The organism is Ruegeria profundi (genome assembly GCF_001507545.1).
Taxonomy (GTDB): domain Bacteria; phylum Pseudomonadota; class Alphaproteobacteria; order Rhodobacterales; family Rhodobacteraceae; genus Ruegeria; species Ruegeria profundi.
Window position 1 is genome coordinate 250,049 of record NZ_LQBP01000005.1, and the last position, 20,106, is coordinate 270,154.

Consider the following 20,106-nt stretch of genomic DNA (forward strand, 5'->3'; position numbering starts at 1 on the left):
AGGTACAGGGTGGAAATGCAGGGCAAAACCGTACTGATAACAGGAGCCAGCCGCGGCATCGGGGCCGAGGCGGGGCGCGTTTTTGCCGCAGCGGGGGCAAATGTTGCACTGGTGGCGCGCAGTGGCGATCAGATCGGCGCATTGGCCGAGGCGCTGGGTGATCAAGCCATGGCGCTGCAATGTGACGTCAGCAATTTTTCGCAGGTTGAACAGGCCGTCGCAGAGTGTGTGGACCGTTTCGGCGGGTTGGATGTCGTGATCGGCAACGCGGGTGTGATTGATCCGATCTCTCATTTGTCCAATGCCGATGTCGCAGCCTGGAGCGCGGCCATCGATATCAATCTCAAGGGTGTGTTCCATGGAATGCGCGCGGCGCTGCCTGTGATGCGTGCTGCCGGAGGCGGGACGGTGATTACCGTTTCATCAGGCGCGGCGTCTAATGCAATTGAAGCATGGAGTCATTACTGCGCCTCGAAAGCTGGGGCCAAGATGCTGACCGAATGTCTGCATCTTGAAGAGTCGATACACGGCATCCGCGCCATGGGCCTTTCCCCCGGAACTGTTGCCACGGATATGCAGCGGGTAATCAAGGCCAGCGGCATCAACGCCGTCAGCCAGTTGGAGTGGAGCGATCACATCCCCGCCGATTGGCCCGCGCGGGCGCTGCTGTGGATGTGTTCGTCCGATGCGGATGAGTTTTTGGGCACCGAAGTTTCTCTGCGGCGCGAAGATATCCGCAAACGGGTTGGGCTGACGTGATCGAATTGACCAAGGCAGATGGGTTGTGGACGGTCACGCTCAATAATCCGTCAAAGGCCAATGCTCTGACGGCTGCGATGCTAAGTGATCTGGCCGAAATCGCGGAAGCCGCGACCGAGGCGCGCGCTCTGATCCTGACCGGTAAAGGCAAGGTTTTCAGCGCGGGGGCTGATCTGGAAGAGGCGCGGGCGGGCCTTGCAACCTCGGACCTGTGGGAGCGGGTATCGGGCGCAATTGCAGCTTTGCCCTGTCTTACGGTTGCCGCCTTGAACGGAACGCTGGCAGGTGGAGCTAACGGGATGGTCTTGGCCTGTGACATTCGAATTGCAGTGCCGCACACCAAGGTCTTTTACCCGGTAATGAAATTGGGTTTTCTGCCGCAACCATCAGATCCCGGGCGTATGGCTGCCCTGATCGGGCCAGCGCGCACCAAGATGATCCTGATGGCCGGGCAAAAGATAACGGCTGAGGAAGCCTATGGCTTTGGGCTGGTTGACAGGGTGGTTGAGCCCGATCAACTGATGCAAACGGCGCGTGAGCTTGTCGCTGACAGTCTGGCCGCCACGCCTGAGATCGCGGCAGGAATCGCAAGGATGTGCCGATGAGATTGTCCGCTTTGCTTCTGCGTGTCGCGAACCCCGAACGGCTTGCAGGTTTCTATGCGGATGCTTTGGGCATGACGGCACAAGCACAAGGGCCGAACCACAGAGTTGGCTATGCGGGTCAGGACGCGGACCTGCTTTTGATGCCGGGTGGAGGTGGATATACGCATGACGGCGGGCAAAGGTACTGGAAGATCGGGATCACCGTGCCGGATGTTGATCTCGCCGTATCCCGTCTGCGCCAAAAAGGTGTCGAAGTCTCGGAACCGAAACAGTTTCTCGACATTGGCTATATGTGTCACCTGAAAGACCCGGAAGGGTTTGTAATCGAGTTGCTGCAACATGATTTTCAGGCCAACCGCCCGTTGAACGCCGCCAATCCTGCCGCGCCATTTGCAAAAGCTTGCATCGGCCAGATCACCTTGCGCACAGGGAATATCGCCGCCGAAGATGCTTTCTGCCGTGCTCAAGGCATGCGGCTGTTGTCAATTCAGGATGTGGCCCAATTGGGGTTCGACCTGCATTTCTATGCCTTCACCGATGAAACGCCGCCTGACCCCGATATTTGGTCTGTTGCAAACCGCGAATGGCTTTGGAAACGACCATACACGGTGCTGGAGTTCCAGCATCTTTCCGGGGCGCAATTCGCGCCGGCACCTGACTATCGCGGGTTAGAGGTTCAGGGGCTGGCGGTATCCGTCCGCGATGCCTTTGGTGATCCTGTGCGTCCGGGTTGATCACCGCCCACGGCGTTTGCCCGGAACTTTCGACCGAAAGCCGGGCGGTCGTTTCCGGACCCATTGCAGAAATTTTTCAAGCCGTGGATGACCGCGCAAAGCCTCGACGGTGTTGAACTCGCGAGCCAATTCCGCTTCGGTCAGCGTGGCGTGAACCTCTTTGTGGCAGATGACATGCAACAAAACCGTCGGTCCGCCCTTGCCCCCTTTGAGTTTTGGGATCAGATGGTGCAGGCTGCCGCCCCCATTCGGAATGGGGCGGTCACAGAGCGGGCAGATCGGATCACTGTTCGACATGGCCCACGTAGAAATGCGCGGGACGGAGCGGAAAGCAAGGGGGCAGTCGTGGCGCAGGCAGTGATAATCGGGGCTGGACCCGCAGGTTTGATGGCTGCTGAGGAATTGTCTGCCGCTGGCCATGACGTTCTTGTGGCCGAGGCCAAGCCCTCGGTTGGTCGCAAGTTTCTGATGGCGGGGAAATCGGGTCTGAACCTGACCAAGGATGAACCCCTTGAGACTTTGTTGCAATCGTATGGGGACGCGGCCAACTGGCTGCGACCTATGATTGCCGATTTCGACGCCACTGGCGTACAGCGCTGGGCGCAAGGGTTAGGGCAAGAGGTATACACCGGTACGACAGGCCGAGTGTTTCCGACGGTGATGAAAGCATCGCCGCTGTTACGTGCGTGGCTGTCCCGGCTTGAGGCCGCAGGCGTTCAGATCAGAACCCGCTGGCGTTGGCTGGGTTGGGATCGCGATGCACTGCTGTTCGAAACACCGGACGGCGAGCAGAGGCTTGCGCCGGATGTGACAATACTGACACTGGGCGGGGCAAGTTGGGCGCGGTTGGGCTCGGACGGCCAGTGGGCAAAAATCTTGGGGGACGCAGGTGTCGCGACGGCCCCTTTTGCACCGGCGAACGCTGCCTTATCCGTTGGTTGGAGCGATCATATGCAACCGTATTTCGGTTCGCCGCTCAAGTCGGTGCGCTGGAAGGCTGGAAAACTGCAAAGTCGGGGCGAAGCCACGATCTCGGCAACCGGGCTAGAGGGTGGGGGGATGTATTCCCTGACTCCAGCGTTGCGTGAGGGTGCGCCGCTCTACCTCGATCTGCTGCCAGATTTGGACCTAGCGGCCCTGCAATCCCGGCTTGATAGAAAGAAATCCAAGACCACGCTGTCACAATGGCTGAAAAAATCACTCCGCCTGCCGCCACAAAAGATCGCGCTGTTTCATGAGATGACCAAAAGTAACGGTCTGCCGCAGGCGCGATGGCCCGAGGCCCTCAAGTATCTGCCGATCCGATACGATAGCCTGCGTCCTATGGACGAAGCGATTTCGACAGCGGGCGGCATAAAACGTACTGCTTTGGATGGTGGGCTGATGCTGACCGCGATTCCCGGTGTGTTCTGCGCCGGAGAGATGTTGGATTGGGAGGCCCCAACCGGCGGCTATCTGCTGACCGCCTGTTTGGCGACCGGGAAATGGGCCGGGCGATCTGCCGCGGAATGGTTGCAAGCGCGTTAGCGAGACCGCGCCAGCATCGCCAAGCGAATCATCGCACGTTCGACCAATGCCATCGCGGGTGCGGTTTGACCTGCTGAGCGCAGTGAAAGGTCGGTATCGGTCAGAACGGTCAGCGCGGTCTGCAATTTCGGTGCGCCCCAACCTTGCGCCTGCCGTAGAATCCGGTCACGGCGTTTACCATATACCGGTGGCCGCAGCTTACCGATTCCCTGTGCTGCCCCGCCGGGGTCCGACGCACAGGCATAAAGCGTGCGAAAATGCCGGGTCGCACCGATGCACAGGGTAACCGCGTTGGTGCCTTGGGATTGCAAACGCCGAATCAGCGGGCCGATCTCGCCGGCACGGCCCTCGGCGATTACGTTCAGAACATCATCCAGCCCGGCCTCGGTCGAGCGGGGGGCGCAGGCCATGATATCCTCGATAGACAGCTCTGACCTGTCGCCGTACTTGTAGAGCGACAGTTTTTCGATGGTTTGCGCAAAATCACCCGGGCTGATCGCGGTCGCCAACTCGACCAATGCAGACATTGAATCATTGGGGATGTTGTCCAACCCGGACTGCTTAAGAATCCGTTCGACCTCGCCCCGGGATGGTGGGTCGTCGTAGATACCGACCGCATAGGCCAACGGGTGCGCCTCGAACGCTTTGCGGATTTTCGAGCTGGCTTTGAGCTGCCCGGCAGTAACGATGATCTGGGCGTCACCCGGAGCCCAATCCTCGAACGCGGCGATGATCGCGGGGGCTGCGACGTCCGTAGTGTCTTCGACAAATACCGCGCGCGGCCCGGGGAAAAAGCCCACCGCCTTGACCGCATCCAGCAACAGGGCAGGATCGCCGCGTAGATCAGCGCCCGGCATTCGGGTCAGGCGCATTTCTTCTTCGGCATTGCTGCCCAGTAGTGCGGTCAAAACCTGTTGGCGTTTCAAAGCCACGCGCATCGCATCTGCGCCATAGATCAAAAGCCCGGCCTTGTCGGCGTCGGGCCGCGCGAAATACCCCTCAGCCTCGCGCGGGCTGAGCTTCATGAGCCAAGACCCGGCGTGGCATAAAGCTCGTTTACGATCTGGTCCGCCAGGATCACCATCAACCTTTGCCGGGCATCGCGCTCGTCTGCCAAGGTTGAGACCGTCGATCCGGCAGCTGAATAGCCGACGAAATTATTGACGGCACCGGATGCAACAACCTGACCCGTGCTGTTGGATTTCAGGGCGTAATTCGCTCTGCCTTCAATGGTATAGCGGTTGATCTCGTTGGTTGGGGTGATAGCGGCCGACCGGATAACAGTCGCGACACTCACGTCCAGATTGTAGTCATTCCCCGAATTCGCGCTGCGACCCAGACGTTGTTCAAGATTCTGGACCATCAAGTAGCTGTCGGTCGAGTTCGGGACTGAAACGGCAACCTTCCCATTCAACGCTGCGCCCGACCCGCCGGGTGCATAGACCGGCTCAAAGCCACAGGCTGCCAGCACCAGCGGCATCAACAACAGGGTTCTGCGGTCAAACAACGACATTCACGATCCGGCCCGGGACAACAATCACTTTCTTCGGCGCGGCACCATCCAGCGCCTTTTGGACAGCTTCGGTGCTGAGCGCGATTTTTTCAACCTCTGCCTTGGCCAAATCCTTGGCCACGCTGATTTCCGCGCGGCGTTTGCCGTTGATCTGGATCGGCAGGGTGATGGTGTCGTCGATCAGCATCGCCTCATCCGCGACAGGCCACGGGGCGGTGGCAACCAGCCCTTCGCCGCCCAAAAGCTGCCAGAGTTCTTCTGACAGATGCGGGGTCATGGGCGACATCAGCTGTGCCAGCGTTTTGGCTGCCTCGCGTTTTGCGGCTGTGCCTGCCTTGGATTTCGCCAGCGTGTTGGTAAAGGCATAAAGCTTGGCGATGGAGGCGTTGAACCCAAAAGATTCGACCCCACCCGTCACGTCATGAATGGCCTTGTGCATCTCGCGCAGCAGGGTTTCGTCGTCGGCATTGGGCGGAACGTTTGACGCGGTGATCTCGGTCGCGATGCGGTGAACGCGACTGAGATGCTTGAATGCGGCTTCGGCCCCGGATGCGGTCCACTCTACGTCACGCTCGGGCGGCGAATCGGACAGCACGAACCAACGCGCGGTATCTGCGCCAAAGGCCGAGATGATGCTGACCGGATCAACAACGTTTTTCTTGGATTTCGACATTTTGGCCGAAGGGATGATCTCAACCTCTGTCCCATCGGCCAGTTTGCCGTCGGTCACATCCTCGGGCAGGTGGTAGACTGGGCGGCCTTTTTCATCGCGTGTCTGGTATATCTCGTGCGTCACCATGCCCTGCGTAAACAGGGCATCGAAGGGTTCGATGGCTTTCTTGGGCAGGTGGCCGGTGATGTTCATCGCCCGTGCGAAGAAGCGGGAATAGAGCAGGTGCAGAATCGCATGCTCGATACCGCCGATGTACTGATCAACGTTCATCCAGTATTCGGCCTCGGCCAGATCGGTGGGTGTTTCAGCGCGCGGAGCGGTGAAGCGCGCGAAATACCACGACGAATCAACAAACGTATCCATCGTATCCGTTTCGCGCCGGGCAGATCCGCCGCATTTGGGGCAGGCACAATCGCGCCATGTCGGATGACGGTCCAGCGGGTTTCCCGGTTTATCGAAGGTGACATCGTCGGGCAGACGGATCGGCAGGTTTTCTTTCTTCTCGGGCACAACGCCGCATTTTTCGCAATGCACCACGGGAATCGGGCAGCCCCAGTAGCGCTGGCGCGACAGGCCCCAATCACGCAACCGGTACTTGGTGACGCCTTCTCCCCACCCCGCCTTTTCGGCGAAATCGACCGTGGCGTTGATCGCCTCGTCACCAGTGGCCTCGGTCAAACCTGCAAAGTGATTCACCCAGCGGACTTTCTCGGTTTTGGGCGGGACGAATGCGATCTTGTCGACCGGAGTGCCGTCATCCAGCGCAAAGAACGTGTCGATCACGGGCAAGTCATACTTGCGGCAGAAATCCAGATCGCGCTGGTCATGCGCCGGGCAGGCAAAGATCGCACCGGTGCCATAATCCATAAGGATGAAGTTCGCGATCCAGACCGGCAGCTCCCAATTCGGGTCCAGAGGATGTTTGACACGAATACCGGTGTCGTATCCAAGCTTTTCGGCGGTTTCGATGGCTTCTTCCGTGGTGCCGCCTTTGCGACATTCAGCAACAAATTCAGCCACTTCCGGATTCTCAGCTTCCAACTGTCTGGCTATCGGATGATCCGGAGAGATACCGACAAAGGACGCGCCCAACAACGTATCGGGGCGCGTTGTGTATACGGTGATCGGCTCACCCCCATCGGTGCGCTCGAACCCGAATTGCAGACCGCGCGATCTGCCGATCCAGTTTTCCTGCATCAGCCGCACCTTGGCGGGCCAATTGTCCAGTGTGTCCAGTGCCTCAAGCAGCTCTTCGGAATAATCCGAGATCTTGAAGAACCACTGTGTCAGTTCGCGCCGCTCGACAAGCGCGCCAGAACGCCAGCCGCGCCCGTTTTCAACCTGTTCGTTGGCCAGAACGGTCATGTCGACCGGGTCCCAGTTCACCACGGCGTTCTTGCGATAGACCAGCCCGGCCTCAAGCATATCCAGGAACAAAGCCTGCTGCTGACCGTAGTATTCGGGGTCACAGGTGGCGAATTCGCGGGACCAGTCGATAGACAGCCCCAGTGGTTTCATCTGCCCGCGCATGTCGGCGATGTTGCCGTAGGTCCAGTCCTTCGGGTGGCCGCCAATCGCCATCGCGGCGTTCTCTGCCGGCATACCGAACGCGTCCCAGCCCATCGGATGCAGCACGTTGTGCCCGGTCGCCAGTTTGTGCCGCGCGATCACGTCACCCATCGTGTAGTTGCGCACATGCCCCATATGGATTCGGCCCGACGGGTAAGGGAACATCTCAAGCACGTAGTATTTCGGCTTGTCCGCCTTGTGGTTGGCGGTGAAGATTCCGGCCTTGTCCCAGGCCTCTTGCCATTTTGCTTCGATTTCGGTGGCCGAATAGCGAGACATCGTGCGGTCCTTCGTGAATGAAAACGCCGGGCGTGAACCCGGCGTGGTAATATTGCGATTTTCGGCGGGTTGCTAGAGCTTGTTGTCCGCAATGCGCAACTGGCGGGCGCGGGACAGGATCGCATCCTCGACAGCGCGGGTGGTTGCCGCGCTAACCGGATTGCCGCCGCTTGTCTGCAAAGCAACTCTCAGAGATCGCGCCGCAAGAGCCGGATCGCTGATGTGAACCGTTGCCCGGTATTGCCGCCCCCCGCCCGGAGGCGTGCCGTAACCTGTTACAATTACACCGGTAAACGGGTCAATCTCCTGAACGGGCAGGAAGTTCAGAACGTCCAGCGATGCAGCCCACAGATAGCGATTCACGTTGGTGACTTGCTCGGCATCAGCCGTGTTGAAGACATCCCAGATGGTCGAGCGGTTCGGATCGTTCAGTTCCTGCTCATCGGAATTGCCACCGGTTGCAAGCACATCCGGGTTCGGCGTGGCCCCCCGATTCTCTCCGCAGGCCGACACGGCAGCAGTCATTATGATCAAACCGAAAATCGTCTGCAGGCGCATTGTCGACTGGTCCTGTTCACTTTGGTCTACATTGTCTGAGTGATACTCCTAGACAAGGACCCGTTCAGCAACAACCCTATTATTGTCACATATGGTTTGGTGTGGGGTCCATCAGGCCCTCAAAACCGACTGTGGCATCCTTGCACCAATTCAGGGTCAATGAGCGGGCAGTCCTTATGCCAAGCTTGCGTAAAGGGGGCAAAAAGAGCGAAACGGTGTCCGTGCTGAGACATATGCTGTGGCATGTGTCGAGTAGATAAACTTTTTGAAACCGAGGGAAACAAGATGAAAAAAGTTCTCTTCGCAACGACGGCTCTGATTGCAACCGCAGGCGTTGCGGCCGCCGAGTCCGGCGTTAACTTTAGCGGTTATGGCCGCTTTGGTATTGGGTACTCTGAAGACCGTACCGGTACTGTAACGAACTTCAACGTCAACACTGGTGTAACCACAACAACCACTGGCGGCGCCACCAACACTGGCCAGACCACCACCACCACCGGTACTGCAGTTGTCGACACCGACGACGCAATCCTGGTTTCGCGTTTCCGTCTGAACATTGACGGTTTCACCGAAACCGACGGTGGCGTTCGCTTTGAAGGCCGTGTTCGTCTGCAAGCCGACGAAAACTCTTCGACCGGCGAAGCCAACTCGGCTGGTCTGAACGGCGCGCGCTTCTCGGTTATCTACGGTGGTCTGCGTGTTGACGCCGGCAACGTTGCCGGTTCGTTCGACAACCTCGCAAACTACTATGGTAACGAAGTTGGTCTGGAACTGTTCGCTGGTCAGTACTCCGGCGTTGACTACAACTTCCTGGCCTACAGCTCGACCGGTTCGGGTTCGAACGCTGTGTTCTTCCAGTACGCAGTTGGTGACTTTGCGTTTGGCGCATCGTACGACCAAGCGACTCTGGGCCTGAACGGTTCTGCAGTTGACGCTGACCGCTGGGACATCAGCGCGACCTACTCGTTCAACAACATCACCGCAGCGATTGCCTACGGTCAGACTGATCTGGACGACTTCGGTGGTAGCGATCCAAGCCTGACAGTTCTGACTCTGGGTGGTGAATGGGGCGACTTCTCGGGTACTCTGTTCGTAGCAGACGACGCCACCGAAGTTGACGCAACTGACGGCACCGCATGGGGTCTGTCGGCTGCCTACAACCTGGGTGCCGCAACCACTCTGATCTTCGCCTACGGCGACGGTAACGCGGATGCGGACACTCAGCAGGTTGCTGCTGGCGCCATCTACGACCTGGGCGGCGGTGCATCGCTGCGCGGTGGTATCGGTGTAAACGACTGTGACGTTTGCGACGACTCAACGATCGTTGCTGACTTCGGTGCGCAGTTCAACTTCTAAGTTGATCTGAACCGAAAGGTTTAAGGGCAGGTCTTCGGGCCTGCCCTTTTCTCTTGCGGCGACATGGTGTTTTCCTGCGCATAAAGCAGATTGAGGTACCCTATCTATGTCGCTGCAAGATATCACCGCCCGTATTGCCAAGGCCGAAACCGCCGCAGGGCGGTCTGCGGGGTCTGTTAAATTGATCGCTGTTTCCAAGGTGCAACCGGATGAGCGCGTGCAGGCCGTTCTAGAGCAGGGCCATCGGTGTTTCGGCGAAAACCGGGTGCAAGAGGCCGCCGGAAAATGGCCGCGTTTTACCGAGCAGTTTCCAGATGTTGATCTGCACCTGATTGGACCCTTGCAAACCAACAAGGCCCGGCAGGCGTTTGACTTGTTCAGCACCATCCACTCGGTTGACCGTCCCAAGCTGGCAAAAACACTGGCGCGGCTGGCGCAGGAAATGGGTAAATGCCCGGACCTGTTCATTCAGGTCAATACGGGGGAAGAGGATCAAAAGGCAGGTATCCTGCCCGCTGATGCAGATGCCTTTGTTGCGGAGTGCCGGGATCTGGACCTGCCGGTGCAAGGCTTAATGTGTATCCCCCCAATAGATGAAGAACCGTCCCTGCATTTCGCCTTGCTGGCCAAGATCGCTGAACGCAACGGGCTTAATGGTCTGTCGATGGGTATGAGTGGTGATTTCGAACAGGCCATCGCGCTGGGCGCAACCCATGTGCGCGTGGGGTCGGCCATTTTTGGTGAGCGCGTTAAGCCCGGGGAATGATCAGGCGCGTACCCAATGACACCCGCCCAGCGATCCAGCGCAGGTGATCGCGGCGAAACGCAACACAGCCTTCGGTCGGGAATCCCGGACGCCGCCATTGGTGAATAAAGATCGCCGACCCACGACCCGGCACCGCGTTGGGCCAGTTCCAGTCGGTGATCAGCACCAGATCATATAAAGGATCGGCGCGGCGCAGTTTTTCATGGCTGAAACCGTATGGCGCGGTGACCAGGTTGTTGTAGTGACTGTCGCGGCCATCGTCCGACCAGAGATCGCGCGGGCCGATGGGAATCGCCCAATTGGCAGGACGGGCCATCCGTTCTGGCCGATAGAGCATCCCTACGATGTGATGCACGCCGGCGGGCGTTGCCCCGTCGCCCTCTTGCTTGGTGTTGGTTAAGCCGCCTTTGCCGATCACGCATGGAAACATCCGACCCGCGAACCGTGTTCCGCGAGGGGTCAGAACCAGATCATCTGGCGTCAAAGCAAATGCCCCGATTTTGCGGCCTTTGTCGCCAGGTAGCCCCGGTTATGGGCCGTTTCGCCGACCTTCAGCGGGACGCGTTCAGCAACGGCAATCCCGGTCTTTTCCATCATAGCGATTTTCGCAGGGTTATTGGTCAGAAGGCGTACCGAGTTGAATCCCAAGGATTTCAAGATATCCGAACCCAGCCGGAAATCCCGTTCGTCATCCTCGAACCCCAACCGGTGGTTGGCCTCGACCGTATCGAACCCCTGATCCTGCAGGAAATAGGCTCGCATCTTGTTGGCTAGGCCAATGCCACGCCCTTCCTGGTTAAGGTAAAGCAGAACCCCGGCCCCTTCTGCGCCCATCTGCGCAAGCGCGCCCCTCAGTTGCGGACCGCAATCGCATTTCAGGCTGCCCATAAGGTCACCGGTGAAACAGGCCGAATGCAACCTGGCCAGAACCGGTTTGTCGCGCTCTGGGCGGCCGATTTCGACGGCATAGTGTTCTTCGCCACCGTCTTCGGGGCGGAAGATGTGAAGCCGCCCAGCTTCGGATACTTCCATTGGCAAACGGGCCGCGGCCACCTCGTGCAATTCACTGCGATCAGCCAGATGCGGCGCTGCGCTTGCGTGATCGATACAGGTCAGGCCATGGGTGGCGGCAAAGCTGCGCCCATCCTCGATTGGCACAACAACAGCCGCAGGTAAAAGCCGCGCCGACTTGGCCAATGCAATTGCGATGCGATGCAAGTTGGCATTGCCCTGACGCCGAGTCATCAGGGGACCTTTCATCGGGGCATTCAGGTCGTCCGACGGATCGGCGACAGCCTGAACCCACGCGATATCCGCATCCATTGGGATGATCACCCGCGCAAGATCGCCATCATAGGCGCGCGCCTTGAGCGTCTCGGCCCGGCGCACGGTAACGGCGACGACCGGATCCTCTCCGACGCTGCGCAGGTCCGCAAGCCGCTGCGCGGTCAGTGTCTCGGTCGCGATGGCCAGTACACTGAACCCGCTGTCATCGGTCAGGGCAACAGGAACACCCATCCGCAAATCCGCACGGGCCCGCGCCAGCAGTTCTGAGATATCAGGAACAAGGCTCATCAATGGTATCCTGTCACAATCCGGCCTTCCCATATCCTGATCTGGCAATAATGTGAAATAATTCCTCCTCATCAGACACGACCGCGTGAGCGTGTTGCAGCAAACCTTGTTGATTGCATCTTCTGCGCGCAAGTGGTGGAAAAGGTTTGGAGGACCCGACATGGCTCAGCTCAAAAAAATCCTGCTGGTAGATGACGATGAAGACCTGCGCGAGGCGCTAAGTGAGCAGCTTGTGATGACCGAGGATTTCGATGTGTTCGAAGCTCAGGACGGTCAATCCGCGATGGAGCGCGCACGCGAAGCGATCTATGATCTGGTCATCTTGGATGTGGGCCTGCCAGATACCGATGGTCGGGAACTGTGCCGCCTGATGCGGAAACAAGGTGTCAAAAGCCCGATACTGATGCTGACGGGCCATGACAGCGACGCTGATACCATTCTGGGTCTGGACGCAGGCGCCAACGACTATGTCTCTAAACCCTTTAAATTCCCGGTCTTGCTGGCCCGTATCCGTGCCCAACTGCGCCAGCATGAACAGTCAGAGGACGCGGTTTTCGTACTTGGCCCCTACACGTTCAAGCCTGCGATGAAAATGCTGATCACCGAAGAGGATCGTAAGATCCGGTTGACCGAGAAAGAGACCAACATCCTCAAGTTCCTGTACCGCTCGGCCGATGGTGTGGTCGCCCGCGACGTTCTGCTGCACGAGGTCTGGGGCTACAATGCGGGTGTCACCACGCACACGCTGGAAACGCATATCTATCGCCTGCGTCAGAAGATCGAGCCCGATCCATCCAACGCGCGCCTTTTGGTCACAGAATCGGGTGGATATCGCTTGGTGTCATAACTCGTTGTGGATTGACGTGCATCAAAGTGATACTCTGGATGTGTAATTAGTTTACTCCCAACCCGCGCATGTCCGGGTTATGACATGCACCTCCCTGTTGGACTGCCGGGCCCTTGGGCCCGGCCTTTTTTTGTGTATGCGCGGACCATTCTGCAGCGATGCTTTCTGCGGTAGGAAAAGCTGAAATGACCAAAATTGAATTCACCCGCCTGCCGGATATCGATGCAAAAGAGATTTTGTTCCACATGTCGGACCCGCGCCTGATGGAACATATGCCTTTGCTTACAGGTGCTTGGGGCTTGTCCGATGTGGCTCGTTTTGTCGAAGCCAAGGAACAGTGCTGGTCACGTGATGGGTTGGGGCATTGGGCCATTTTGCACAACGGAAACTATGTCGGTTGGGGCGGGTTTCAGAAAGAAGAGGGCGAGTGGGATTATGGGCTGGTTCTTAAACCGGACTCATTTGGGCTTGGTGGGCGGATCACCCGGAAAGCACTGGATTTTGCCGCATCAGACCCGCGCATTCCGTTTGTCACGTTTCTGCTGCCGCCATCGCGGACAAAGACCGGTGCCCTGTTAAGGCTCGGCGCAGAGTTCATTGGCGAAACGGAGTATGAGGGTGCCCTGTTTCGAAAGTATCGGCTGAACACGGGGTGAAGTCGCGCGCCGTTTCGCGATAGTGATGCCATTGTCAGGGTTTTCCGATGGCACCCCGGCCCGCACCGCGCTATTTTCCGGTCAATCGCGACAGAGGATTCCCCGAATATGCCCTTTACCCTTGCCACCTGGAACATCAACTCGGTCCGCCTGCGCGAGCCTATCGTCCTGAAATTGCTGCAGGAAGAGGCTCCGGATGTGTTGTGTTTGCAGGAATGCAAGTCTCCGGTCGACAAGATTCCGACCGAAGGGTTCGCTGCGCTGGGCTACACTCACATGATCGCACGTGGTCAAAAGGGCTATAACGGTGTCGCCATCCTGTCTCGGATTCCGATGGAAGAGGTCGGCGATAAGGACTTTGCAGGTCTTGGCCACGCCCGCCACATCGCAGGGCGGCTGGAGAATGGCGTAACAATCCACAACTTCTACGTTCCGGCGGGCGGCGATGTTCCGGACCGTGAGGTGAATGAGAAGTTCGGTCAGAAACTCGATTACCTCACCGATATGCGTGACTGGTTCCATGCCGATAAACCCCAGAAATCCATTCTGGTCGGTGACCTGAATATCGCTCCGCGCGAGGACGACGTTTGGTCGCACAAACAACTGCTCAAGGTCGTCTCGCACACGCCGATCGAGGTTGAAACACTGGCCGAAACCCAGGATGCGGGGGGTTGGGTTGACGTAACCCGGCAGGATATTCCCGATGGGCAGCTTTATAGCTGGTGGTCTTATCGTGCGCGCGATTGGGATGCGGCGGACAAGGGGCGGCGGCTGGATCACGTCTGGGCCACGCCCGATATCTCAAACGCCGGTCATTCCAGCCGTGTTCTGCGCGACGCGCGCGGATGGGAGAAGCCGAGTGATCACGCGCCTGTTTTTGCCAGTTTCGACCTGTAATTGCGCAACTCTGCCCTTGGTTTCCGCTGCCAGCGGTTGCATATAAGGCTCAAGTTCGAACCGGAGAGTGAATGCCATGGACCTTCTGAACGCCGCTGCCAGCCCTGACACTACCGATCTGATCAAGGACGGGTCCGAGGCCACGTTTATGGCCGATGTGGTCGAAGCATCGCAGGAAACGCCAGTCATCGTTGATTTCTGGGCGCCTTGGTGCGGCCCATGCAAAACGCTAGGCCCGATGCTGGAAGATGCCGTGACCGCCGCCAAAGGTGCGGTGAGGATGGTCAAGATCAACGTGGACGAGGCGCAGATGATCGCAGGACAACTGCGCATCCAATCGATCCCGACGGTGTATGCCTTCTACAAGGGCCAGCCGGTGGATGGGTTTCAGGGCGCACTGCCAGGCTCCGAGATCAAGGCGTTCATCGACCGTGTGATCGAAGCTGCGGGCGGTGAAAGCCCCGGCGGTCAACTGGACGAAGCCGTTGAGGCCGCCGAAGAGATGCTGGCCGCTGGCGCTGCCAGTGACGCCGCGCAAACATTTGCCGCCATTCTGGGCGAAGACCCGAACCATGCGGCGGCTTACGGCGGTTTGGTCCGCGCCCATATTGCGGCCGATGATCTGGAACAGGCCGAGGCGATCCTGAACGGTGCACCGGCCGAGATTTCCACTTCGACCGAGGTTGAGGCGGCACATGCGCAACTGGAACTGGCAAAGCAGGCCGCAGATGCGGGCCCGGTCGCCGATCTGAGCGCCGCGGTCGAGGCCGATCCAGACAACCACCAAGCCCGTTTCGATCTGGCGCAGGCCCTGCATGCAAACGGCGATGTTGAAGAAGCCGTTGCTCAGTTGCTGGAGCTTTTCCGCAGGGATCGTGAGTGGAATGAAGGCGCGGCCAAGGCGCAGCTGTTTACGATCTTCGACGCGCTCAAGCCAAATGATCCGATTGTTTTGAATGGGCGGCGCAAACTCAGCTCGATGATATTTGCCTAATCTCCGATCAGAGCTAGAATCGGGTACATGATGCATCCCGCTGATCTGCCTGAAACGGTGTCCGTTTTTCCATTGCCAGGGGCGCTTTTGCTGCCCCGGTCCCGCCTGCCTCTGCACATTTTCGAGCCGCGCTATCTGCAAATGTTGGATGACGCCCTGAAAACGCAGGAGCGATTGATTGGCATGGTGCAGCCGAACCCGTGCAAGAGTAATGAAGGCAAGCTGCACCAGATCGGCTGCGCCGGTCGCGTGACGCAGTTTTCGGAAACCGAAGATGGCCGTTATCTCATTACGCTTACGGGAATATCGCGGTTCCGCATTCGGTCCGAACTGGACGCATTTACACCTTACAGGCGATGTGTGGTTTCGTGGGAAGGGTTTGACCGTGACCTCGGCAAGGTGGAAACGGACAAAGGCTTTGATCGTAAGCAGTTCATGAACCTTCTTGAACGGTTCTTTGCGTCACGCCACCTTTCAACCGACTGGGACACACTGAAAGACGCCGAGGATGAGCTATTGGTGAACTCGCTCTCCATGCTGCTGGACTTCGACCCCGAAGAAAAACAGGCGCTTCTTGAGGCGCCTTGCCTTCGTACGCGGCGTGAGACACTGGTGACTCTGATCGAAATTGCCATGCGCGGCGGAACGAATGAGGAAAAGCTTCAATGACCGAGCCTGAACACGCGTTTGATCGACATATGCTTGAGGCTCTGATCTGTCCACAGACCCATACCACGCTGCACTACGACGCAGAAAAGCAAGAGCTGGTGTCCAAGGCGGCGGGTCTTGCCTTTCCCATTCGCAACGGAATCCCCGTGATGTTGGTGGATGAAGCGCGCGCGCTGGACTAGATTGGGCGACCTTGTAAAAGCTTAGGCAAGTCCCCGGTCAACCCGGCGGCTTCCCGCACGAAACCGCGCCGTAGCCCAGGTAAAGAGCCTACGATCCCCATCCCGATATCCCGACCCATCCGGAGTATGGGATTGTCGTTGGAAAACAGCTTGTTGAACATATCCGTCGCCATCGCCAGTGAGGCGGTGTCAAAACGGCGCCACGCCTGATAACGCTCCAGCACCGTGATTGAACCGATATCCTCGCCCCGTCGGCCTGCAAGGGTCAGCACCTCGGCCAGTGCACCGACATCGCGCAGGCCCGCGTTCAGACCTTGCCCGGCAATGGGGTGCATGCCGTGTGCGGCATCTCCGACCAAGGCCAGATGATCCGCGATGAAAGAGTTGGCGATGGTCAGGTTCAGCGGATAGGTGAACCGGTCTCCGGCCAGCTTGATCTCGCCCAGGAAATCACCGAACCGGGGCCGCAAGACCTGTAGGTAATCGGCTTCGGACATGGCGTTGATCCGCTCAGCCATTTCGGTCCGCTCGCTCCATACGATCGAACTGCGATTGCCAGTGAGGGGCAGGATGGCCAAAGGGCCGGGGGGCATAAAAAACTGATGTGCGATGCCGTGATGGGGCAGCTCGTGCTCGATAGCGCAGACCAGCGCTGTCTGACCGTAATCCCAACCGGTCCGCTTTATCCCCGCCCGTGCGGCCGTACCGCTGCGGCGTCCATCACAGCCGACCAGCAGATCGCCAGTCAAGGTGCTTCCATCATCCAAGGTCAGCGTAACGCCGTTTGCGTTGCTCTCTTGTGCGACAACCGTCTTGCCACTGAGTTCCGTGATGGCCTTTTCCTCGGCCATTGCGTCCAGAAATGCGCGCCGCAGGTGACGGTCTTCTACCATGTACCCCATCGGGCCTTCTTCGATCTCGGCATGGTCGAAATGCATGAAAAAAGGTGAAGGACCTGCCCCGGCGTGCCCGTCAGTGACCTTGATCTCCAACATTGGCTGGGCGTGTTCGGCCACGCGGTCCCAGATCCCAATCGCATCCAAAAGACGTTGTGACGCAAGCGCCAGCGCATATGAACGCCCGTCAAAGGCCGCATTCTTGCGCACCTTCTCGGCCAACGCGTCAATCACGGTGACGGAATGCCCGGTCTGCGCCAGGGCCAAGGCCAAGGCCGGGCCATTCAGGCCTCCGCCCACGATCAGGATGTCGGGTTTCTTTTCCATGCGGTGCAATATGCGCGCCCATTCGGGATTGTCCATGTGCGGTCCTGTCGCTACCGTCGCCAAAACCAAGAATTGAGAAAAAGGGGGCAGGGATGCAAGATTGGCTGACCATGACGGCGTGTGATCTGGGTCGCGGCATAGGTATGGGTCGAATCGACCCTGTGGAGTTGACCGAGACGTTCCTGTCCGCAATCGACGCGCATCCCCACCGTGACCGGATTTACGCGCGCGTCACCCACAACCGTGCGCGGGCCGAGGCTGCAGCCGCGCAAGAGCGGGCCAAGCTCGGTCTGCGCCTGTCTCTGCTGGATGGCGTGCCGATCAGTTGGAAAGACTTGTTCGATACCGCCGGCATAGCGACCGAGGCGGGTTCTGCCCTGTTAAAAGGCCGCGTACCGCAGGCTGACGCGGTCGTGTTGCGCAATGCCACTGCGATGGGCGCGGTCTGTCTGGGCAAAACGCATATGAGCGAGCTGGCCTTTTCCGGTCTGGGCCTGAACCCGATTACCGAAACACCGCCTTGTGTTGACGATGAAAAGGCCGTTCCCGGCGGGTCATCCTCGGGCGCGGCGGCATCGGTCGCATGGGGGCTGGCTGCGGGCGGTATAGGCTCGGACACTGGGGGCTCGGTGCGCATTCCGGCGGCTTGGAACAATCTGGTCGGGCTAAAGAGCACCTCGGGTCGAATCAGTCTGGAAGGGGTTGTACCTTTGTGCCTGCGCTTCGATACCGTTGGCCCGCTAGCCCGGTCTGTCGAGGACGCGGCGCATATGCTGGCGCTGCTTGAAGGAAACAGCCCAGCCGACCTGCGAGGCGCCAGCCTGAAAGGCCGCCGTTTCGCCGATTTGCAGAATGTCGCAAAAGATGATCTGCGCGATGCACCGCGCGCAGCCTATGACGCGTCGCTGGATCGTCTGCGCGATGCCGGAGCCGAGATCGTACCCATCGAAGTCCCTGAGCTGAACGAAGCGATGGGTCTTTCCGGCGTTCTTTATACGACCGAAGCCTACGGACTGTGGCGCGATGTGATCGAGGCCAACCCTGACGCGATGTATCCCGAGATATTAGAGCGTTTTCGTGCTGGCAAAAACGCTGCGGGTCCAGATTATGTTGCCGCCTGGTCCACGCTCAAGGCGTGCCGTGCCGCTTGGGATGCGGCCACGTCCGGCTTTGATGCCGTTCTGGCCCCCACCGCGCCGATCCTGCCGCCGAATCTTGAAAGGTTACTGAGTGATCACGACTATTACGTCACCGAAAACCTGTTGGCGCTGCGCAACACGCGGATTGGGAATCTCATGGGTCTGGCCGCGCTCAGCCTGCCGACAGGCACCTCCGGATGTGGGCTTATGATGTTGGGCTACCCAGGTTCGGAAGAGGCTCTTTTGCGTCTTGGTTCTGCGGCCGAGACAGCATTGGCCTGAATGCCACAATCCCCTGATTCGGCACCTCTTTGTCTGGACGAAGCAGGGTGCGGTCTGTAATCTTCTGAAAAAACGGGGCGAAATGACCCCGATATTGAGGCAGTAGTTATGAATTTTCCCGAGCGGTTTTCGAACCTACCGGAATATGCATTCCCACGTCTGCGCACCCTGTTGGACCACCACCAACCGGGTGGAGACGTGATTCACATGACCATCGGCGCGCCGATGCATGATTTCCCGTCTTGGGTAACGGACGTGATCATGGAAAACGCAGCGGGATTTCAGGGCTACCCTCCAAACGAAGGGACGGCTGAGTTGCGCCGCGCGATCACCGATTGGATTGGCCGTCGCTATGGCGTAACCATGGACCCCGAGACCAACGTGATGGCTTTGAACGGCACGCGCGAGGGGCTGTACAATGCCGCCATGGCGCTCTGCCCCGAACAGAAAAATGGGCAAAAACCGGTTATCCTATGCCCGAACCCGTTTTATCAGGTGTACATGGTCGCCTCGATCTCGGTTGGGGCTGAACCGGTTTTTGTGCCCGCCACGGCCGCAACCGGTCATTTGCCGGACTATGCAAGCCTTCCCGATGATGTCTTGAACCGCACCGTTGCGGCTTATATCTGCTCACCGGCCAACCCGCAGGGCGCTGTTGCGTCGCGTGACTATTGGGCCGAATTGATCAGTTTGGCCGAGAAGTTCGATTTCCGGATTTTTGCTGACGAATGCTATTCTGAAATCTATCGCGACAAAGCACCCACGGGTGCGCTGACCGTGGCGCAGGAATTGGGGGCAGATCCCGAACGGATCACGCTTTTTAACTCGCTGTCGAAAAGATCGAACCTGGCCGGCTTACGCTCGGGGCTGATTGCGGGTGGCCCTGAGACGATCAAACGGGTCAAGCAGTTGCGCAACTATGCAGGCGCACCCTTGCCCGCGCCGTTGCAGGCGGCGGCGGCACGTGTCTGGGCTGACGAAGAGCATGTGGCCGAGAACCGCGCTCTCTATCAAGAAAAATACGCGATTGCCGATGAGGTGTTTGCGAATGTTCAAGGCTATATGCCGCCAGAGGCCGGGTTTTTCCTTTGGTTGCCGGTCGATAACGGCGAAGAAACCGCATTGAAGCTGTGGCAGCAAACCGGTGTTCGGGTCCTGCCGGGCGCTTATCTTTCCCAAGGTGATTCCGGGCAGAACCCGGGCGAACATTATATACGGGCCGCTCTGGTGGCCCCAAAAACAGAGTTGCAGCAAGGGCTGATCAAGCTCCGCGACTGCATCTATTCGTGAGGTACGAGGGCAA

Annotated in this window: 22 protein-coding genes; 14 read left to right on the forward strand and 8 right to left on the reverse strand. The window is 58.7% G+C overall.

Annotated elements, in window-relative coordinates:
* Positions 1-9 precede the first annotated feature (9 nt).
* From AVO44_RS11560 to AVO44_RS11570, 3 genes are read left to right on the forward strand one after another with little or no spacing between them, the layout of a single operon-like run.
* The gene (locus AVO44_RS11560) at positions 10-759 is read left to right on the forward strand and encodes an SDR family oxidoreductase (RefSeq protein ID WP_068337028.1); all 750 of its coding nucleotides are present in this window, start codon (positions 10-12) and stop codon (positions 757-759) included.
* The gene (locus AVO44_RS11565) at positions 756-1,364 is read left to right on the forward strand and encodes an enoyl-CoA hydratase/isomerase family protein (protein ID WP_068337031.1); all 609 of its coding nucleotides are present in this window, start codon (positions 756-758) and stop codon (positions 1,362-1,364) included. Before AVO44_RS11560 ends, AVO44_RS11565 begins: the two co-directional genes overlap by 4 nt.
* Positions 1,361-2,098 (forward strand): VOC family protein, encoded by a 738-nt coding sequence (locus tag AVO44_RS11570; RefSeq protein WP_068337034.1) that lies wholly within the window; start codon positions 1,361-1,363, stop codon positions 2,096-2,098. The genes AVO44_RS11565 and AVO44_RS11570 overlap by 4 nt, the downstream gene beginning before the upstream one ends.
* Here the strand turns inward: AVO44_RS11570 and AVO44_RS21590 are convergent, their stop codons facing one another.
* Complete coding sequence (locus AVO44_RS21590) at positions 2,099-2,395, reverse strand: hypothetical protein (RefSeq protein ID WP_068337037.1); 297 nt, start codon at positions 2,393-2,395, stop codon at positions 2,099-2,101.
* 48 nt (positions 2,396-2,443) lie between these two features.
* On the opposite strand from AVO44_RS21590, the gene AVO44_RS11580 reads away from it, so the two are divergent.
* Positions 2,444-3,625 carry a TIGR03862 family flavoprotein gene (locus AVO44_RS11580; RefSeq protein ID WP_267885770.1) on the forward strand — a complete coding sequence of 394 codons (1,182 nt, stop codon included), beginning with the start codon at positions 2,444-2,446 and terminating at the stop codon, positions 3,623-3,625.
* On the opposite strand, the gene holA is transcribed toward AVO44_RS11580, so the two are convergent.
* From holA to AVO44_RS11600, 4 genes are all read right to left on the reverse strand, one after another.
* Complete coding sequence (holA, locus tag AVO44_RS11585) at positions 3,622-4,650, reverse strand: DNA polymerase III subunit delta (protein ID WP_068337040.1); 1,029 nt, start codon at positions 4,648-4,650, stop codon at positions 3,622-3,624. The two genes, AVO44_RS11580 and holA, sit on opposite strands and share 4 nt — an antisense overlap.
* Positions 4,647-5,138, reverse strand: coding sequence for an LPS assembly lipoprotein LptE (gene lptE / locus AVO44_RS11590; protein WP_068337042.1), 492 nt, complete (start codon positions 5,136-5,138; stop codon positions 4,647-4,649). The genes holA and lptE overlap by 4 nt, the downstream gene beginning before the upstream one ends.
* Entirely contained in the window at positions 5,125-7,659 is a 2,535-nt protein-coding gene (gene leuS, locus AVO44_RS11595) for a leucine--tRNA ligase (RefSeq protein WP_068337045.1), read from the reverse strand. The genes lptE and leuS overlap by 14 nt, the downstream gene beginning before the upstream one ends.
* Before the next feature lie 72 nt (positions 7,660-7,731).
* The gene (locus AVO44_RS11600) at positions 7,732-8,217 is read right to left on the reverse strand and encodes a DUF3576 domain-containing protein (RefSeq protein ID WP_068337048.1); all 486 of its coding nucleotides are present in this window, start codon (positions 8,215-8,217) and stop codon (positions 7,732-7,734) included.
* A 285-nt stretch (positions 8,218-8,502) separates the two neighbouring features.
* Here AVO44_RS11600 and AVO44_RS11605 point away from each other — a divergent pair, with 285 nt between their 5' ends.
* Positions 8,503-9,573, forward strand: coding sequence for a porin (locus AVO44_RS11605; protein WP_068337332.1), 1,071 nt, complete (start codon positions 8,503-8,505; stop codon positions 9,571-9,573).
* Between the two features lie 106 nt (positions 9,574-9,679).
* The gene (locus AVO44_RS11610; protein ID WP_068337051.1) at positions 9,680-10,339 is read left to right on the forward strand and encodes a YggS family pyridoxal phosphate-dependent enzyme; all 660 of its coding nucleotides are present in this window, start codon (positions 9,680-9,682) and stop codon (positions 10,337-10,339) included.
* On the opposite strand, the gene AVO44_RS11615 is transcribed toward AVO44_RS11610, so the two are convergent.
* Positions 10,323-10,823, reverse strand: coding sequence for a L,D-transpeptidase family protein (locus AVO44_RS11615; protein ID WP_068337053.1), 501 nt, complete (start codon positions 10,821-10,823; stop codon positions 10,323-10,325). The two genes, AVO44_RS11610 and AVO44_RS11615, sit on opposite strands and share 17 nt — an antisense overlap.
* Positions 10,820-11,914: a GTP cyclohydrolase II gene (ribA, locus tag AVO44_RS11620; RefSeq protein WP_068337056.1), complete on the reverse strand. Its 1,095-nt coding sequence runs from the start codon at positions 11,912-11,914 to the stop codon at positions 10,820-10,822. The genes AVO44_RS11615 and ribA overlap by 4 nt, the downstream gene beginning before the upstream one ends.
* 160 nt (positions 11,915-12,074) lie before the next feature.
* On the opposite strand from ribA, the gene AVO44_RS11625 reads away from it, so the two are divergent.
* The 6 genes from AVO44_RS11625 (at position 12,075) to AVO44_RS11650 (ending at position 16,159) form a co-directional block, all read left to right on the forward strand.
* On the forward strand, positions 12,075-12,761 hold the full coding sequence (locus tag AVO44_RS11625) for a response regulator transcription factor (RefSeq protein ID WP_068337060.1): 687 nt from the start codon (positions 12,075-12,077) through the stop codon (positions 12,759-12,761).
* A gap of 185 nt (positions 12,762-12,946) precedes the next feature.
* Positions 12,947-13,417: a GNAT family N-acetyltransferase gene (locus AVO44_RS11630; protein WP_082677476.1), complete on the forward strand. Its 471-nt coding sequence runs from the start codon at positions 12,947-12,949 to the stop codon at positions 13,415-13,417.
* Positions 13,418-13,525: 108 nt separating this feature from the next.
* Positions 13,526-14,314 (forward strand): exodeoxyribonuclease III, encoded by a 789-nt coding sequence (locus tag AVO44_RS11635; protein WP_068337066.1) that lies wholly within the window; start codon positions 13,526-13,528, stop codon positions 14,312-14,314.
* A 76-nt stretch (positions 14,315-14,390) separates the two neighbouring features.
* Positions 14,391-15,308, forward strand: a complete 918-nt coding sequence (gene trxA / locus AVO44_RS11640; protein ID WP_068337069.1) for a thioredoxin — start codon at positions 14,391-14,393, stop codon at positions 15,306-15,308.
* Positions 15,309-15,335: 27 nt separating this feature from the next.
* Complete coding sequence (locus tag AVO44_RS11645; protein WP_068337072.1) at positions 15,336-15,977, forward strand: LON peptidase substrate-binding domain-containing protein; 642 nt, start codon at positions 15,336-15,338, stop codon at positions 15,975-15,977.
* Positions 15,974-16,159 carry a Trm112 family protein gene (locus tag AVO44_RS11650; RefSeq protein WP_068337074.1) on the forward strand — a complete coding sequence of 62 codons (186 nt, stop codon included), beginning with the start codon at positions 15,974-15,976 and terminating at the stop codon, positions 16,157-16,159. Before AVO44_RS11645 ends, AVO44_RS11650 begins: the two co-directional genes overlap by 4 nt.
* Here the strand turns inward: AVO44_RS11650 and AVO44_RS11655 are convergent.
* Positions 16,156-17,418, reverse strand: coding sequence for an FAD-dependent monooxygenase (locus AVO44_RS11655; RefSeq protein ID WP_233421973.1), 1,263 nt, complete (start codon positions 17,416-17,418; stop codon positions 16,156-16,158). The genes AVO44_RS11650 and AVO44_RS11655 overlap by 4 nt on opposite strands.
* Before the next feature lie 56 nt (positions 17,419-17,474).
* On the opposite strand from AVO44_RS11655, the gene AVO44_RS11660 reads away from it, so the two are divergent.
* Positions 17,475-18,803 (forward strand): amidase, encoded by a 1,329-nt coding sequence (locus AVO44_RS11660; protein ID WP_068337077.1) that lies wholly within the window; start codon positions 17,475-17,477, stop codon positions 18,801-18,803.
* Positions 18,804-18,911: 108 nt separating this feature from the next.
* On the forward strand, positions 18,912-20,093 hold the full coding sequence (locus AVO44_RS11665; protein WP_068337079.1) for an aminotransferase class I/II-fold pyridoxal phosphate-dependent enzyme: 1,182 nt from the start codon (positions 18,912-18,914) through the stop codon (positions 20,091-20,093).
* Positions 20,094-20,106: the final 13 nt, after the last annotated feature.

Bases quoted from the DNA above. Each gene is read 5' to 3' on its own strand.
- leuS (WP_068337045.1), bottom strand. From the start codon at position 7,659: ATGTCTCGCTATTCGGCCACCGAAATCGAAGCAAAATGGCAAGAGGCC.
- ribA (WP_068337056.1), bottom strand. From the start codon at position 11,914: ATGAGCCTTGTTCCTGATATCTCAGAACTGCTGGCGCGGGCCCGTGCG.
- AVO44_RS11665 (WP_068337079.1), top strand. From the start codon at position 18,912: ATGAATTTTCCCGAGCGGTTTTCGAACCTACCGGAATATGCATTCCCA.
- AVO44_RS11650 (WP_068337074.1), top strand. From the start codon at position 15,974: ATGACCGAGCCTGAACACGCGTTTGATCGACATATGCTTGAGGCTCTG.
- AVO44_RS11605 (WP_068337332.1), top strand. From the start codon at position 8,503: ATGAAAAAAGTTCTCTTCGCAACGACGGCTCTGATTGCAACCGCAGGC.
- trxA (WP_068337069.1), top strand. From the start codon at position 14,391: ATGGACCTTCTGAACGCCGCTGCCAGCCCTGACACTACCGATCTGATC.
- lptE (WP_068337042.1), bottom strand. From the start codon at position 5,138: ATGTCGTTGTTTGACCGCAGAACCCTGTTGTTGATGCCGCTGGTGCTG.
- AVO44_RS11660 (WP_068337077.1), top strand. From the start codon at position 17,475: ATGCAAGATTGGCTGACCATGACGGCGTGTGATCTGGGTCGCGGCATA.
- AVO44_RS11635 (WP_068337066.1), top strand. From the start codon at position 13,526: ATGCCCTTTACCCTTGCCACCTGGAACATCAACTCGGTCCGCCTGCGC.
- AVO44_RS11600 (WP_068337048.1), bottom strand. From the start codon at position 8,217: ATGCGCCTGCAGACGATTTTCGGTTTGATCATAATGACTGCTGCCGTG.
- AVO44_RS11630 (WP_082677476.1), top strand. From the start codon at position 12,947: ATGACCAAAATTGAATTCACCCGCCTGCCGGATATCGATGCAAAAGAG.
- holA (WP_068337040.1), bottom strand. From the start codon at position 4,650: ATGAAGCTCAGCCCGCGCGAGGCTGAGGGGTATTTCGCGCGGCCCGAC.
- AVO44_RS11570 (WP_068337034.1), top strand. From the start codon at position 1,361: ATGAGATTGTCCGCTTTGCTTCTGCGTGTCGCGAACCCCGAACGGCTT.
- AVO44_RS11625 (WP_068337060.1), top strand. From the start codon at position 12,075: ATGGCTCAGCTCAAAAAAATCCTGCTGGTAGATGACGATGAAGACCTG.
- AVO44_RS11655 (WP_233421973.1), bottom strand. From the start codon at position 17,418: ATGGACAATCCCGAATGGGCGCGCATATTGCACCGCATGGAAAAGAAA.
- AVO44_RS11610 (WP_068337051.1), top strand. From the start codon at position 9,680: ATGTCGCTGCAAGATATCACCGCCCGTATTGCCAAGGCCGAAACCGCC.
- AVO44_RS21590 (WP_068337037.1), bottom strand. From the start codon at position 2,395: ATGTCGAACAGTGATCCGATCTGCCCGCTCTGTGACCGCCCCATTCCG.
- AVO44_RS11645 (WP_068337072.1), top strand. From the start codon at position 15,336: ATGATGCATCCCGCTGATCTGCCTGAAACGGTGTCCGTTTTTCCATTG.